Annotated in this window: 10 protein-coding genes; 2 read left to right on the forward strand and 8 right to left on the reverse strand. The window is 57.9% G+C overall.

Features of this window, described 5'->3' with window-relative positions; all coding sequences use genetic code 11:
- The first annotated feature begins 491 nt into the window (after window positions 1-491).
- A complete protein-coding gene (locus K5Q02_RS11995) occupies window positions 492-4,136 on the forward strand; it encodes a YobI family P-loop NTPase (RefSeq protein WP_225839507.1) in 3,645 nt (1,214 codons plus the stop codon).
- A gap of 373 nt (window positions 4,137-4,509) precedes the next feature.
- On the opposite strand, the gene K5Q02_RS12000 is transcribed toward K5Q02_RS11995, so the two are convergent.
- The gene (locus tag K5Q02_RS12000; protein ID WP_225839508.1) at window positions 4,510-6,456 is read right to left on the reverse strand and encodes a putative bifunctional diguanylate cyclase/phosphodiesterase; all 1,947 of its coding nucleotides are present in this window, start codon (window positions 6,454-6,456) and stop codon (window positions 4,510-4,512) included.
- A 592-nt stretch (window positions 6,457-7,048) separates the two neighbouring features.
- On the opposite strand from K5Q02_RS12000, the gene K5Q02_RS12005 reads away from it, so the two are divergent.
- Window positions 7,049-9,193, forward strand: coding sequence for a TonB-dependent siderophore receptor (locus K5Q02_RS12005; RefSeq protein ID WP_225839511.1), 2,145 nt, complete (start codon window positions 7,049-7,051; stop codon window positions 9,191-9,193).
- 271 nt (window positions 9,194-9,464) lie between these two features.
- On the opposite strand, the gene K5Q02_RS12010 is transcribed toward K5Q02_RS12005, so the two are convergent.
- The 7 genes from K5Q02_RS12010 to K5Q02_RS12040 form a co-directional block, all read right to left on the reverse strand.
- Window positions 9,465-10,289 (reverse strand): SDR family NAD(P)-dependent oxidoreductase, encoded by an 825-nt coding sequence (locus tag K5Q02_RS12010; RefSeq protein WP_225839513.1) that lies wholly within the window; start codon window positions 10,287-10,289, stop codon window positions 9,465-9,467.
- A gap of 105 nt (window positions 10,290-10,394) precedes the next feature.
- Window positions 10,395-11,396, reverse strand: coding sequence for an NADP-dependent oxidoreductase (locus tag K5Q02_RS12015; protein WP_225839515.1), 1,002 nt, complete (start codon window positions 11,394-11,396; stop codon window positions 10,395-10,397).
- A gap of 92 nt (window positions 11,397-11,488) precedes the next feature.
- The gene (locus K5Q02_RS12020; protein WP_225839517.1) at window positions 11,489-12,232 is read right to left on the reverse strand and encodes an SDR family NAD(P)-dependent oxidoreductase; all 744 of its coding nucleotides are present in this window, start codon (window positions 12,230-12,232) and stop codon (window positions 11,489-11,491) included.
- Window positions 12,229-13,113 (reverse strand): alpha/beta fold hydrolase, encoded by an 885-nt coding sequence (locus tag K5Q02_RS12025; RefSeq protein WP_442963986.1) that lies wholly within the window; start codon window positions 13,111-13,113, stop codon window positions 12,229-12,231. The genes K5Q02_RS12020 and K5Q02_RS12025 overlap by 4 nt, the downstream gene beginning before the upstream one ends.
- A gap of 252 nt (window positions 13,114-13,365) precedes the next feature.
- Complete coding sequence (locus tag K5Q02_RS12030) at window positions 13,366-14,211, reverse strand: alpha/beta fold hydrolase (RefSeq protein ID WP_225839518.1); 846 nt, start codon at window positions 14,209-14,211, stop codon at window positions 13,366-13,368.
- Between the two features lie 437 nt (window positions 14,212-14,648).
- Complete coding sequence (locus K5Q02_RS12035; protein WP_225839519.1) at window positions 14,649-15,020, reverse strand: PH domain-containing protein; 372 nt, start codon at window positions 15,018-15,020, stop codon at window positions 14,649-14,651.
- Window positions 15,021-15,193: 173 nt separating this feature from the next.
- Window positions 15,194-15,793 (reverse strand): TetR/AcrR family transcriptional regulator, encoded by a 600-nt coding sequence (locus K5Q02_RS12040; protein WP_225839521.1) that lies wholly within the window; start codon window positions 15,791-15,793, stop codon window positions 15,194-15,196.
- Window positions 15,794-15,805: the final 12 nt, after the last annotated feature.

Genomic DNA, 15,805 nt, shown 5'->3' on the forward strand with positions numbered 1-15,805 from the left:
AAGCCACTAAATACATGCTTTCATGGCGTCTGTTGATAATAGAGTGGGAATGATCCCGCGTCTGCCGCTTAGCGGCAGCGACTGGTAGGAAACACGAAGCCCGCTTAATTGCGGGCTTTCTTCTTTCTGACTTCCCGTTTCTTATTCCCGATGACTCCCTCGTTCCGCATGAGCGCCTGCCGACATGTTCCGCATTGCAACGGCGTCGAGCAGGGGGGCAGGCCTTCCTGACCGGGACGGATTGCGGGCCTGATTTTCTCATGCACAGCGGATCGATATGCCCGACTATCAAGAAAGATGTGCGATATTTCCGCAATCCAGTAGTTGTAGCCAGGAGGGCATGTGATGCACGGCAGATTGTGTGGGGTACCTTTGTGCGAGACGCACAATAGCCATTGGACGCCAAACTTGGTCAAGTCTTTGCGGGAGCGACAGCTTTCCTATCTGGTGATGACGTCGCGACGCTACTTCAACGATGAGTTGAAAGCAGCATGAGTGCTCAAAAGGAGTCTGCCTCTGGGGAGTCGTGGAACCTGGTTCCGCTTACGCCTAAATACCTACAAAGGGAGCACGGCGTTTATGTCGCAGCCATCGAAGCTGCCCTTGCGGACGATCAGATCCGTAACATCGCGCTGTCGGGAAACTACGGAGTAGGCAAAAGCAGCATCTTGCGGGAAGTCGCTCGAAGACAGGAAAGTCGTGTCGTCGAGATCTCGTTGTCGACACTTGCGCCGATCGAAGCATCCAAACTTGATGAGTCGGTACCTATCCAGGCGACAACGCCGACCAACCGTATCCAACAGGAGATCGTCAAGCAGCTGCTCTACCGAGAAGATCCGAGCAAGACACCTGCATCCCGGTTTCGACGGATTGAGCGTTTTCGATGGATACGGGAGATAGGGACTGCGGCGCTGTTGGGGCTTGCCATCTCTGTCATCTTCCTGCTCACCGGGTGGACAGCACAGATTGCCTCTGTACTCACTCCGCTGGCAGATGTAGGGCTCTGGGCTCACATGATTGCGTGGGGCGTGGCTGCGGGCGCTGCGCTGCTGGTGCGTTGGCGTTACTACGGAAAGCTCCACATCAAGCAGTTTTCAGCAGGCTCGGCAACGGTAACTCTCGAAGACAACTCCGTATCGTACTTCGATCAGTATCTCGACGAGATCGTCTACTTCTTTGATGTCTCAGACCGTGACGTCGTGATCTTCGAGGATATCGACCGCTTCAACGACTCACACATCTTCGAGACGCTCCGAGCACTGAACACGTTGCTTAATTCTTCGCCTCAGGTCGAGAAACCGATCCGTTTCATCTATGCCATCAAGGACAGCATCTTCGACCGCATCGGTCTGGAGGGGGAAGGTCGCAAGCTTGAGCCGAACGTGCTCGAAATGGACGATCCGGCGCAGGCTGAGACTGTGCGTGCTAACCGCACAAAATTCTTCGATCTGGTCATCCCGGTTGTTCCCTTTATCACGCACCGGAGTGCTCGCAACTTGGCGGTACAGCTGCTAGGTGAGGTCAAGTATGAGATAGCTCCGGAGCTACTCGATTTGGCGGCGCGGTATGTCCCGGATATGCGCTTGCTCAAGAACGTCCGTAACGAGTTTATCGTCTTTCACGACCGGATCTTCTCCGGCGACGGCGAACAGCTCAAGTTGAGCGAGACCGACCTGTTTGCGATGATGCTCTACAAAAGCACGCACCTGACGGATTTCGAAACGATCCGGCTCGGTACGAGCAAGCTGGACATCCTCTATGAGGTAAGCCGAAAGCTTGTGACCGAGAACATCAAGCGAATTGAGGGCGAGCGTCGCGAGCTTCGCCAGCGACTTACACAGATCGATGGGGCCGCTACACGCAGCGTGCAGTTGGGTGAGCGCCTGATCGCGCATGTGCTACGGACAATTGAGGCTGTCGGTTATTACAACCAGGGTTCGACATATACGCTTGCAGGCAAAGTGAGGTCGTTAGACGATCTCAAAGGGGCGCCATTTTGGAAAGACCTAGCTTTGCTCGACGGTAACGAAGTCTTTGAGTGGCGAAACCGTAATTACGGTCAGGTGTTGTCGTTCAGCCGTGACAGCATTGCAGCCGCGCTTGGTGATTCTCTAAACGTCGACAGCTGGAACGAGGTGGATCGTGAGGCGCTGAGTGAGCAGATCGAAGTGGGGGTGGAGGACATCAAGTTCCTGCGGAGCGCCGACCTCGGCGATCTCGTAAAGCGACCGGAGTTTCTCGTCGATTATGAGTCGAGCAAGCAGTCTTTAGATACGACCGCGAGGGCGTTGCTGAAATCGGGCCTGGCCTACCAGCTCGTCCGGGCCAAGTACATCAACAGCAACTTCACGCTGTACACGTCAACGTTCCACGGGAATCGCGTGAGCACTGCTGCGACTAACTTCATCATCCACCACGTCGAACGAGGCCTGATGGACGAGCATTTCGAACTTCTCCCGGACGACGTGGATGCCGTGGTTCGTGAGCGAGGTAAGAACGCATTGAGGGAGCCGGCGCTCTATAACATCGCCATATTCGACCGCCTTCTGGCGACCGACATTCAGGCAGCCGAAATAATGACCCGTTCCCTGGTTGAATTCGGGCATAGCCAGACGAGGTTTCTGCAGGCGTACCTCGCGACTGGGGAGCAGCGCAGGCTGTTTGTTCAGCAGTTTGCGGTAGTCTCAACGCAAGCGCTTACTTATCTTGTGAGCCAAGCTTACTTGGATGATGCTTCAAAACTGGAGTTGGTAAACGTTGCCTTGGCGCACCTCCCAGTTCCAAAGCCACGAACTGATACTGCGGTGTCTGAGTACCTGTCAGCACACTATGTTGAGTTTTCGGCGCTTACGTCGGACTCCACTGATCCGGCCCAGGCAGAGCGTATTAGCAGGCTCTTCGCGGCAGCGAGCATTATTCTGCCTCGTCTGAAGCCGCTGGGGCTGCAAGTTCGCCAATCGTTTGTATCACGCAACCTGTACGAGGTAACGCATGAGAACCTTGCGATCGCCATCGGCAATACGGTAACCGTTGCGCTCGACGTCATCAGTGCAGCCAACGAGACGGTGTACGATTATGTGCTCAAGCATGTGAGCACCTACCTGAAGGCTGTTGAGTTTGCGTCTGCGACAATCGATGCAAACGACAACTTCCTCTGGGTGATCGAAGATGTGCTTGAGCAGGATGCGGTTAACCTTGGTGCTGTGATCGAGCGTGCAGCCCCAGATTGTGAAGTTGCTGATCTCGCAGAAGTGTCTGAAGGTGCGTGGCCGGCATTGGCCGAACATAAGCGAGTTCCAGCAACATTTAGCAACGTCAGCCGCTACGTCGAGACCCTTGGATCGGTCGATGCAGCGCTGGCGACGATTCTGACTGCTGCTGGCGAGATTACAGAGATCAGCACCGCTGACGAGGTGTCGAAGACTTCGTTGGCGGTCGCCATACTTGCGGCAACGGATCAGCTTCCATCCGCAGCGCTACGCTCAAAGCTGGTCGCGAGTTTGAGCCTGGATAGCTACCTTGATGTTGATGATATCGAGGCGGAGGCAGGAGAACTCTTCCCGCTGCTACTCAAACACGACATCATTGCGGACGATGCGGATTCCTATGAGCACCTTGCACAGACGGATTGGCCGACGCGCAAAGCATTTATTCGTGAGTCGAAGAAGTTCTCCAGCTACATGACACCGGAAATTGTGCAGCCTGATCTTGCGATGCTCCTAGCAAGCGATGAGGTCAACTCCGCAATCAAGGAGGTGATACTAAAGCAGGCCGCTGAATACGCGGAAGTGGCTGAATCGCGAGGGCTCAAAGAGCTAGCCAGATTCGCTACTCAGAATAGGTACCAGCTCCCTCCAGTTGCCGTGCAGAAAATGGCGCAAGGAGGCGTCACAGCGCAGCAGATCGTACTGCTACTCGAACCTCACCTAGCGTCGATCAGTCGCCAGCAGCTCTTCACGGTGTTGATGGCGCTCGACGGCGACTATCCGAAGCTGACGACGGTGGGGCGCGATAAGCCGCACATCCCGAACACCTCCGCCGATCGCGCACTGCTTGAGCGTCTCAAACGGGACGGAATCGTCAGTAAGTTTGACGAGCACGAGTCACCGATCAAGGTGAACAAGAAATACAAATGAGATCTGCGGGTTTATCCAAAACTCAACGATTGGAATCGTAGTGGCCTACTGCACCTAGGCACCCATTTAGGGCGAGAATTCTGGTGTCTAATGCCAAACAACGTCGTGTGTTCACGCCAGACTTCAAATCATAATCGAATGTAAATGACCCCGCGTCCGGCACTGCCCGGTACGATCTAGCAAAAATGCCCAGAAGCCCGCGTAACAGCGGGCTTCTGGCTTTTTGGGGTTGGCTAATTCAGGTTGTGTTCTGCGTCGCCAAGCACGGTATCTATTTCGCTCCCGGCCGGGATTACTGTCGCGAGGGGGCGGCGTTGAATCAGGGGTTGCCGCCGGGGCATGAGCGCGAGCTGCGCCTTGCCCTATCGGCGGATCAAATCGCCTGTACCTTGGTTAGTTGCTCGCCTTCGAGCCAGGTGCTGATGTCGCTGGCGCGCATGGGTTTTGAGAACAGGTAGCCCTGGGCCCAGGCGCAGCCGAGGTTTTTCAGGGCGCCGAGTTCTGCGGCGGTTTCCACGCCTTCGACGATGCATTCCAGCTGCATGTCCTGGCACAGGGCAACCAGCGATTTGACGATCTTGAAGCTGGCCGGGTCGAGGTGGATGTTGGTGACGAAGGTGCGATCCACCTTCAGTTTGGTCAGCGACAGCGCGTGGATCTGGCTCAGGCTGGAATAGCCGGTGCCGAAGTCGTCAAGGGAAATGCCGCAGCCCAGCTCGCGAAACCGGCTGATCGCTCGCTGGGTCTGCGGCAGATCCTGGATGGCTGCGGTTTCGGTGATTTCCAGATCGAGGCAGGTCGGGTCGAAACGGCTGCTCTTGATCAGCTCGACGATCTGCTGGGCGGCGTCCTCCGAACCACAGTCGTGGGCGGACAGGTTGAATGACAGGCGCATACCCGCAGGCCAGCTCGCGGCCACGTCCATCGCCTCTCTCAGCAATGGCAGCGTGAGGCGATTGATCATGCCGACGCGCTCGGCAATCGGGATGAATTCACTGGGCGGCACGTTACCCAACTCCGGGCTCTCCCAGCGTGCCAGTGCCTCGAACGCAACGGTTTGCTCACTGTGAATATCTACGATGGGCTGGAACACCACGTGAAACTCACTATCCAGATCGGCCCTGCGCAGGGCCTGTTCGGTCTGCCCTTCGCGATTGAGCTGCTGGCGATGGGCTGCGCTGAACAGGCAGACCGTGCCGGAGCGGTGGCGCTTACTCTGATACAGGGCATAGTCGGCGTATTCATACACCTGCGTGGCGCTGGATGCCTGATCCGGGAAGGTCGCGATCCCCAGTGAGGCGCTGATCTGAATAGGGATGTCCACCAGCAGAAATGGCTCGCGCATGCTGGCGCAGATTTTCTCGCCAAACGCCCGCAACTGGTCGTCGCTCATGGCCTGAGTAATGATCAGAGCGAACTCGTCGCCGCCCAGTCGGGCCAGGTGCACATCGTCGTCGAGCAGCCCGCTCAGGCGCTGGCCAACCTGATAGAGCAGCTTGTCACCAATGCTGTGGCCATACAGATCGTTGACCGGCTTGAAGCCATCCAGGTCGATCAGCCCTACGGCCAGGCGAATATCCTGCTCGCGGGCGCGGGACAGCTGCGTATCGAGGCGGGAAAAGAACTGCCGCCGGTTGGCCAGCCCGGTCAGGCTGTCCTGATTGGCCAGGTGAAGGTTTTCCTCGCTGAGTTTTGCCGTATGCGCCTGCATGTTCACCAACCGGGTGAAGTCGGTGTATTGCGCCTTGAGAATGATCAGCATGGCAATGGACACCAGCAGCACGTCAATTGCAGTGGCAATAAAGGTAATGATATTGGTGGACGCGAAGAACACCACGAACGCCGTATTGACCACTGCCGTGGTGACCAGGGCGGCTGGCAGCAGGTGCATCATGCAAAAAATGCAGCCGATGACGGTGATCGCCATATAGAACGCGACATGCGCCTGGGTGTAGCTATCGCCATAGGGAAACAGCGCCAGCGACCAGGCGGTGAACGCCACGGCGACAAAAGGCGCGAGCATATTGGTGCGCTTCAGCGCCGTCAGCATCTGCGCCGGGCTGCGCGTCTGCCCTCGCGTGCGTATCCATTCCACCGCACGAATCACGCCGAACACCGTCATGATCAACGGGCAATACACCACGAGCCAGCGCGGCGCGACCGCGAGGTGGGTGCCCGCCAGCATCAGGGTGTTGATCAGCAGGATGAAGTACATCATGGGCAATTGGCGAGACAGAGCGAGGTATTGCGCCTTGACCAGACCAGGATTGTCCTTGGGCACGGACATCAAAGTTCGCACGCCGAGCAGTGTTTTGTTCATCAGGCGACGCTCTGAAAATAAGACCAGATAAATAACCGAGCGGATCATCCTTTCCAGCCTGGATCGAGCAGGGCTAAACGCTGCTCTCATTGGGATCGTGTCGGCCGATCCCCAGGTTTCTGCAATCTTTACGACTAGTGGCACTTTGCTTTCGTTCCGTCAGCCGGTCGCGATAGGTGTAAGCGAGGCAAGCGCCGGTGGCGAATTCAAAAGGCGAACTAGACGTTTTATTCAGTCGCTCTGCAGGAGCATGCAACCTGACCGGCGTCTGCCGCTTATCGGCAGCGATTAGTAGAAAACACAAAGCCCGCTTGATTGCGGGCTTTGTGCATTTTGGACTCCGCATTTCGACGAGCCCCGTATGTGTGAGCGGCGCTTTTCCTGACGACCTCAGCGTGTCGACCTAATGAAGTTTTATCTGCTCCTATCCAACCGACTCGGTTTTATGTAACAGCTGGGAACTTTATTGATAATGACTATCGTTGTGATAGATGTTTTCGAATATCATTGTTGTACGACCTCTGCCGGTGCGTTGCGAAAAAGCTAAAAGGGCTAACGGCGGAAGCCTTAAAAACAATCAAGGATCTTGAGCATGACTCATTGCAAACCCAGGGCTATCCCTACAACTGTGTCCTGGCAGCGAACTGCTACGGCCGCTCTGTTCTGCGCTCCGCTGGTTGCTGTTCCTCTGGGCGCGAATGCTCAGGAGGCGATTACCATCGGTGAGGAGGAGAGCTATCGCCTTGCGCCGATCATCGTTAATTCCCAGGCTGCAGCAAGTGATGACGCCAGCACTGTAGTTGCTCAGGAGCTTTGGGTTGGCGGCAAGGTCGCCACCAGCATCCTCAACACGCCGGCTTCTGTCTCAGTCGTGACCCAGAAAGAAATCGAGCAACGCAGCGCAAGCACCACTGAAGAAGTGCTGCAATACACTCCGGGTGTTATCACTGACTACTACGGCTCCGATGACCGCAACGACTACTTTAAGATCCGCGGCTTTCAGGCCACTACCTACCGTGATGGCTTGACCCTCAGTTCGATGCGCGGTGTGCGCGAAGATCCATTCGCCTATGAGCGCATCGAAATACTGCGTGGCGCCAACTCCACCCTGTTTGGCCCAGCAGACCCAGGCGGCTCGGTAAACTTCGTTAGTAAACAGCCGCGCTTCAACTCGTTTGGCCAGGGCTATGTCACCTATGGCTCCTTCGATCACAAGGAAGTCGGCATCGATGTGGGCGATGCGCTCAACGACAGCAAAACTCTGGCCGGCCGTTTCACCGCCAAGAAGCAAGACAGCGAACGCGAGTACGACCATTCGCAAGATGATAATCAGCTAGTGATGGGCGGTCTGACTTGGGCACCGACTGAATTCACTTCGGCGACCATAGTTCTGGATCACCTGAAAACTGAAAGCTCGCCCAACAGTGGCGGTTATCCACTGGACAGGGAATATGACCGCGACGAATTCTTTGGCGAGCCCAGCTACAACTTTCATGATGTGGAGCGCACCAGTCTCAGCGGTAACATCACCCACGATTTCGACAACGGCTTCGTGCTGCGCAGTAACCTGCGTTACAGCAAATTGACCGACGACTTTGGCTACGTGTACCTGAGCGATACCGCCGGGCGTGTTGGAACCACTATCCCTCGTGTTCAATTTGCCACGGACAGTGAGGCGGATCAGCTCAACGGCAACGTGATGCTTCAATACGATCACCGCTTCGAGAACGTCGACAGCAGCTCTCTGGTGGGTATCGAGTATCTCGATTCGTCGACCGAATCCACTTCAATATTTACCGGTGCGTCCTCGATCGACATCGCTAACCCTGTATTCACCGGTGTGGCTCGCGGAGCCGCGCCCTTCACGTCCCGCAAAGAGGACGCCAAGACGACTGCCGTCTTCCTCCAGCAGAACCTGTCTTTCTATGAGCGCTTCATCGTCACTGCCGGTGTGCGCAGAGACTTCATGGATCTCTCCAGCAAGGGGTTCAACACATTCAACGTAGCTCCAACCCCTGTTGTGTTTGATGATAACGACAACTTTTCCGAGACTTCCTACCGCGGCGCGCTGACTTATATCGTCTCCGACGAAGTTTCCACCTATGTCAGCATGGTCGAGTCGGTCGCACCGCCTGAAATCGGCGTAACGCCTAAGCGTGGTAAGCAGTATGAAGTCGGCGTGAAATATTCGCCCATCGGCATGAACGCGTTGTTCTCGGCAGCTATCTATGACCTTACCCAGGATGACGTAACTTTCGCTGTCACCCTGCCGGATAACCGCATTGAGCAGCAAACGATTGGTGAGACACGCACGCGTGGTCTGGATCTGGAAGCCAAGGCTGATATCACCGAAAATCTTAGTCTGGTCGGTGGTTATTCCTACATGGAGTCGGAGATCATTCGTGACATCGACCCATCCCGAGAGGGTAATGAATTCGATGTTGCGCCGAAGCATTCTGCGTCGCTGTGGAGCTATTACAGCTTTCCAGGCACGAAGATGAGCGCTGGCCTGGGTGCCCGTTATGTAGGCGCCTATTACTTCAACCTTGCTAATACCAGCAAAAGCGACGCAACTACGCTCTTCGACGCTGCTTTCAACTACAACATCGCCAAAGGCACTGATCTGGCACTCAACGTCAGCAACCTGCTGGACGAGCAGCATGTGGTCGGCTCCGGTACCGCCAACTACTACAACCCTGGCCGCGAAGTTACTGCCAAGCTGAGCTACAACTGGTAAGCCGGTAGATCGTCGCCCGAGAGTCTTCTTACTGCTCGGGCTATGCTCCGCGATTGCCGCAGGCCTCCGTTGAGACCAGGCAATAGTGGAAATGTACCGCTAATGAAAAAGGCGCGAATCGTTAATCGATTCGCGCCTTTTTCAGTTTGGGCTGGTATCGCAAAGGGTGCAGCTTGTTGGTCTCAGCCAAAAAATGCGCAGAGGCAAGCTTGGCTATTGCGACCTGGCAGGCCTGTGCTGCTGGTTGGCGACCAATGCCCATGTCGCTCTCTCAAGTCGCTCCTCGCACCGGCAGCGCCAACCGCGGCTTGCCAAGCACGTGAGTCGCCACCCGCGACGCGAGTCGGCGTGACAAGAAACGCACACCAAAGCACGTCAGCTTGTTGAACAGGCCAGGCACAACCGTGCGTTTGCCGCGCAGCATCGCGCGGATTGTGGCGTGTGCAACGAACTCTGCGCTTTTCGTCGAGGCGTTCGCGATCCATGAATAGTCACCACCGCCAGAGGCAGCATGAAACGCGGTTTCGGTGCCGCCAGGGCAGATGCAGGTCACCGACAGCGGCGTGCCGCGGTGCTCGTCATGGAGCGCTTCGCTGAAGTTGCGCACGAAGGCTTTCGACGCGGCGTACAACGCCATGTTCGGTACGGACTGGTACGCACCGGTCGAAGCGATATTGACCAGCTGCGCGGGGTCGATACGTGTCGTGTTAGCGTCAACGAAGCACCGTGCGAGCGCGACCAGCGAGGTGATGTTGAGTTGTACGAGCTCTGCGTCGCGCGCCCAGTCGACCTCGTCGAACCGGCGGAAGTAGCCGAAGCCGGCGTTGTTGATCAGGATGTCGATCGGGCCGTTGGCAGTCGCGGCGTCCCACAGGGCGTGCGCGGCATCGGCTTTGCCGAGATCTGCGCTGATGATCTCGACCTTGACGCCCTTGCAGCTTGCGGCGACTGCATCGAGGGCGTCGCGTCGTCGGGCCGTCAGAACGAGATCAACGCCGAGCGTGGCAAGCTCACGTGCGATTGCCGCGCCAATGCCGCTGGATGCGCCAGTCACTAGCGCGCGCTTGCCAAGGTTGGCAGTTGCGGATGTGCTCACATCGTTCTCCTTATCTTCCGGAGTTATCAGGGAAACCCAGAACCTGCGTGACGCCACCAGGCTCGAAGACCTGCTCGGCGACGCCAGCGCAGGCCTGCTCGGCTGCTAGATCACGCGTACTCCGACCTTGCCCTTGGCGCGCCCGCTGTCGACGTAAGCCAAGGCCTTGGCGGTGTCCTGAAACGGGAAAACCTTGTCGATGACCGGGCGGATGGCGCCTGATTCGATCAGGGCAGTGATCTCGCGCAATTGCGCGCCATCGGCTCGCATGAACACGAAGCTGTATTCGACGCTCGACTGCTTGGCCTTCTTGCGAATGCCACTGCTCAGTAGGCGCAGTACCTGCTTGAGCGGCCAGGCCAGGCCTCGTGCGGCGGCGAACGCCGGGGTGGGTGGCCCGGAGATGGAGATGAGGTGCCCGCCCGGCTTGAGGATCTGCAGGGATTTCTTCAGCTCGTCGCTGCCCAGGCTGTTCAATACCACGTCATAGCCATGCAGCTGCGTGGCGAAGTCCTGCTGTTTGTAGTCGATGACGACATCAGCGCCCAGGGCCTTGACCCACTCGATGTTGGCCGTACTCGTGGTGGTGGCCACGAAGGCGCCAAGGTGCTTGGCAAGCTGGATGGCGATGCTGCCGACTCCGCCGGAGCCAGCATGGATCAGCACCTTCTGGCCCTTTTTCAGCTTGGCGGTTTCGACCAGTACCTGCCAGGCCGTCAGGGCGGCCAGAGGAAGGGTGGCGGCCTCGACCATATCGAGATTCATGGGTTTCAGTGCCAGGGACGATTCCTTTACGGCAATGAGTTCGGCAAAGGTGCCGATGCGATCATCATCTGGCCGTGCGTAGACCTCGTCGCCTGGTTTGAAGCCGCGAACGCGAGCCCCGACCCGAACGACCGTGCCGGCCACGTCGTTGCCCAGAATCAGCGGGAGGCGGTAGGGAAGAATCAGCTTGAATTCGCCGCTCTTGATCTTCGAGTCCAGGGGATTGATGCTCGCCGCGTGGATCTGGATCAGCACGTCGTCATCGCGAACCTCGGGTTCGGGGATTTCGGCGATGCGACCGGCTTGCTTCTTTCCATAACGATCAATGATGAACGCTTTCATGTGGGATTGTTCTCTGCAGTTCTTGAATGAATGGGCATCAGGCAATCCCATCCGCAGGGGCAGCCTTGAGTCTTTCGCTAGAGTCGACGCAGCTACCAGTTTTCCTTGAATGGCCGCAGGTCGAGTTCCTGTGTCCATGCTGATTTTGGCTGGTGGTGCAGCATCCAGTAGTTCTCGGCGATGGCGTCATAGCTGAGCAGGCCTTCCGGGCCGGCATGCTCCACCCGCGCGGGAAAGGCGTTCTGCAGACGGTCGCCGAGGATGCCACCGTCGATGACCACATGTGCGACGTGGATCCCCTGAGGCCCGTACTCGCGCGCCATGCTTTGCGCGATCATGCGTAGCCCCGCCTTGGCGGCTGCGAAATGAGCAAAGCCGGGCTTGCCGCGCAGGCTGCCGGAGGCCCCTGTGAAAATGACGGTGCCACGCCCCAGGGGCACCAGCCGGCGTGCAGCTTCACGACCGACCAGGAAGCCTGAGTAACAGCCAACGCGCCAGAAGTCCTCGAACTGTGCGGCAGTCAACTGGGTGAAATCGATGATGGCGTTGTTGCCGGCGTTGGAGATGACGACATCGGCGGGCTCGCGCCCTGGGCCGGGCCGCATGGCGCGGTCGAATGCCGCGATCACCTGGGCTTCATCGGTCACGTCGGTTGGCAATGCCTCGGCACTGCCGACGCCCAGCGCGGCGATCTCTGCCACCACCGCCTCGATCTTGGCCGGCGTTCGGCCTGCCACGATGACGTGGTAGCCCTCGCGCGCGAAGCGTTTGCACACGGCGCCACCGACGCCCCGTACCGATCCCACGCCGAACACGATTGCTGTTGGCTGACTCATTTCATCGTTTCCGTTGTGAGGGTGGGACGGGCTGTCGCCAAGAAATCGTCTTGGGCAGCGAGGAAAGCCAGCGCCGTGACGACGAACTCGCCGTGATACTGGAAAATCCCGCCATGCCCGGCGTCTTTATAGATGACCAGTTGTGAGTTGGGGATGCGCCGCGCCATGTCGCGGCTGTTCTGTGTGGGCACCATGATGTCGTTGTCGCCATTGGCGATTAACACCGGGATGCGGATGTTGCCGAGTGCCTGAGGCGACTGCCGACCCCAGGCCTTGATGGCCTTCAGTTGCCGCAGCAAGGCAGCGGGCGTCGGCCCCTTGTCTCGGTTCTCCTTGCGCTCCTTCAGCCGCTTCAGAAAGGCTTTCGCGGCTTGCCGGCCGTTGGCCGTGGAGGTGAAGAACAGGTAAGTCTTGGGATCACGTAGCGTCAACAGGCCTTTAAGCATCAGCGGCCAGGAAACCTTATCGACCTGCTCGATACCCATACCGCCTGCAGGCCCCGCGCCGGTCAGAATGAGCCTGCGTACCAGTTCGGGAGCTTTCAGCACGATGTCCTGTGCGACGAACCCACCGAGGGAGAAACCGAGCAGATCGACCCTATCCAGACTCAGTGCGTGGATCAATGCGATCACGTCCCGCGCCATTGCATCGACGGTCACCGGTGCCGCTCCATCAGAAGCGCCGATCCCTCGGTAGTCGATGGCGATGATGCGATGCTTGTGGGCAAGCCCATCGACGATACGCGGGTCGAAATTATCGAGAACCGCGCCCCAGTGGTTGAGTAGGATCAGCGGCCTGCCATCACGCGGCCCGAGATCGCGGTACGCGAATGCCGTCCCGTCGACATCGACAGACCGGGTGGGGGAGTCGATGTAGGGCATGCTCGACCCTTTAGGGTTGTGGGTAGGGATCATCGTCTCTTCACTGTGTTTGTTGGGTGCGCAGATGCGCGGGGAATGAGGTGTCGCCGAATTGGCGGTCACCCATTCACATCGACAAGGGTGCGGCCTTGGATTTTTCCTGCGAGAACCTGATTGGCGACTCCAGAAACCTGCGCCAAGCCAATTCCCTTGCGGGTTCGCCCAAGCGTGCCGATCTCCGCAATGTCGGCACGCATCAGGCGAGCAACGACATCACTCCTCCAGGAACTGGATCGCGTGCTTAACGAAACGCTCGGGATACTGGAACTGCGCGCCGTGACCGGCATCGGGGTAGATCAGCAACTGCGCGTTGGGAATGTTCTGCAGCAGATGCCAGGAGTTGATCGTGGGAATCATGATGTCGTCGACACCATTGAGTACCAGGGTCGGCTGCGTGAGGGCGCCCAGGAAGGCATAGGGGTTCGCACCTGGCAACGGCTGCAGGTAAGCGGCGTGCGCTTTGGCCTGGGCTTGAGCGACTGCCAGCGAACTGGGTGGGTCTTGGTCTGCGCGCAGGTGACGACGCTTCCAGAAAGCCAGACCAGCCTGCTTCGCGGCCTCCGAGCGGCCGAAGAACAGGTAGAGGAAGTCTTCTGCCGTGGGCACCGGATTCGGCGCAACCTCCAGCACTCTGGGTTCCATTTTCGGATCGCCGCCGCGCAGCCCGGTACCGAGCAGGAGGAGTTTACGAACCAGGTGTGGATGACGCAGCGCCACCTCTTGTACCTGGAAGCCGCCTATCGAGAAACCAAGCAGGTCGACCTGGGATAGGCCCAGCGTTTGGATCACCAGAGCGATGTCGTCTGCCATGTCTTCGATGCGGTTGCGCGGCGTACCGGTTGAAGAGGCGATACCGCGGCCGTTGTAGAGGATGACTTCGCGACCTGCCGCTAGGCCATCAGTCAGCAGAGGATCCCAGTGATCCATACCGCCGCGGAAATGCTGGACGAAGAACAAAGGGGGCTGACCGACAGAGGCATTGCCCCAGCGACGATAAGCGAATTTTTCTCCATCCACTTCGACGAAACGGGTGGAGGCGGTCAGGTGGCTATCGTTCATGTCGAGAAACCTTCCGAGAGGGGATTGTCTTAATGATGTCGATCATCATTTTTGCTGTCAAGCAATTAGATGTAGATCGACATCAATAATTTGCGCCGATGCTGGTGGCGTATCGAAGGGGAAGGCTGGGTATGAGCCGGGCACACATTGCCGAGGTGTCTCTGTGCTGGTTCGAGCGGGCGCAGAAGAGACTTGCGGGCGTGATGGTGGCGCGCAGTCTTTGCCTATGGCGGGGACTGTGTTTCGGCGAGTAATCCCCCCGTCACGGGGTAGGCGGATAACCGCGCTCTGGCGCGGGATAGCGGCTGGGATTGGGAGGTAAAAAGCCGCGAAAAAGCGGCTGTCCATTTTTCAGGCGCCCAGGCTGTATTTGCATCTTTTCAATCACGCCTGACAGATAGCGAACGTGGTTTCGCCGGATGCGCTACGCGGTGATGTCAGACGAAGATATGCGCAGAAATAAGCTTGGAAATCTCCACTATCGCGGTCTTGCCGGTGAACTCGAACTTCACTTTGCCGAGTGACGAAAAATGGATTTCCAGTTCGGAGTCCAGATCGAAAGTGCCGGAGGTTTCGATCGAATAGGCGACGATATTCTTGTAGGGCAGGGAGGTGAAATCCTTCTTGCTGCCGGTGAGGCCCTGCACGTTAACTGCGATGATGCGTTTGTTGGTGAATACCACGCCGTCGCGCATGGATTTGTAGGCGTCGATGACGTGCTCGTTTTCAAGCAGCAAGGCGCTTACGCGCTGGGCGTACTCGTCGTTTTGTTTGAGTTTGAAAAAGCCTTTGTTGTTGAAATCGATCATCCGGGGATATCTCTGTGAGGTGGGAACACGTCTGAGTCTTCCCGCCTAGAAGACCGCCGCGGAGAGCTTTTGGCAAGCTGCAATCCGGGGCACGGCGGGAGTCACTTGGGCGTCGGCTCTGACCCTCTGAATGTTCATCAGGTGTCCGGTGCTTCCCGCTCTCTCCGGTCGACTTAATGACTTCGCTCGACCAACCCTAGAATGATCGCCTGCAGCTCATCCTGAGCCTGTTCTTCGCTGATGTCGCCGGCAACGGCTGCGTCCGAGAGTGAGTCGGCCGCGCCGAGCATGGCCCACATGCCGGCTGACGAAGCGCCCTTGGGGGCGCAGAAGGGCGCCAGGATCGCGGCACATTTTTCGATGAAGGCATGCTGGTACTGCTTCTTCACGGCTGCCAGCTCCGGGGAACCGTTGAGGGCTGCCACGACATCGGATATCTCTCGTCCCTGAGTCAGTACGCAATTGACGTAGCTGGCTGCGATGACGCGACTCTTCTCCTGCAGATCCGCGGCAGCGGCTTCGATTGCGGCGTCGAAGACCCTGGTCTGGCGCTCGTCGTAATCCTGATAGAGCGCCGCCAGCAGCCCGTTGCGGGTGCCGAAGTGGTCGTATACCACCGGTTTGGTCACGCCCGCTGCTTCGGCCAGCCTGCCCAGCGTCAGGGCATCGGTGCCTTCATCACCGATCAGTTGCCAGGCCACCTCGAGAAGCTGACGCGTGCGCTCCTCCCTTGGCAGGCGGCGACGTGGCGATACGGGGGGCTGCGAACTCATCGGTACTCCGGG

Source organism: Pseudomonas sp. MM211 (genome assembly GCF_020386635.1).
Taxonomy (GTDB): domain Bacteria; phylum Pseudomonadota; class Gammaproteobacteria; order Pseudomonadales; family Pseudomonadaceae; genus Aquipseudomonas.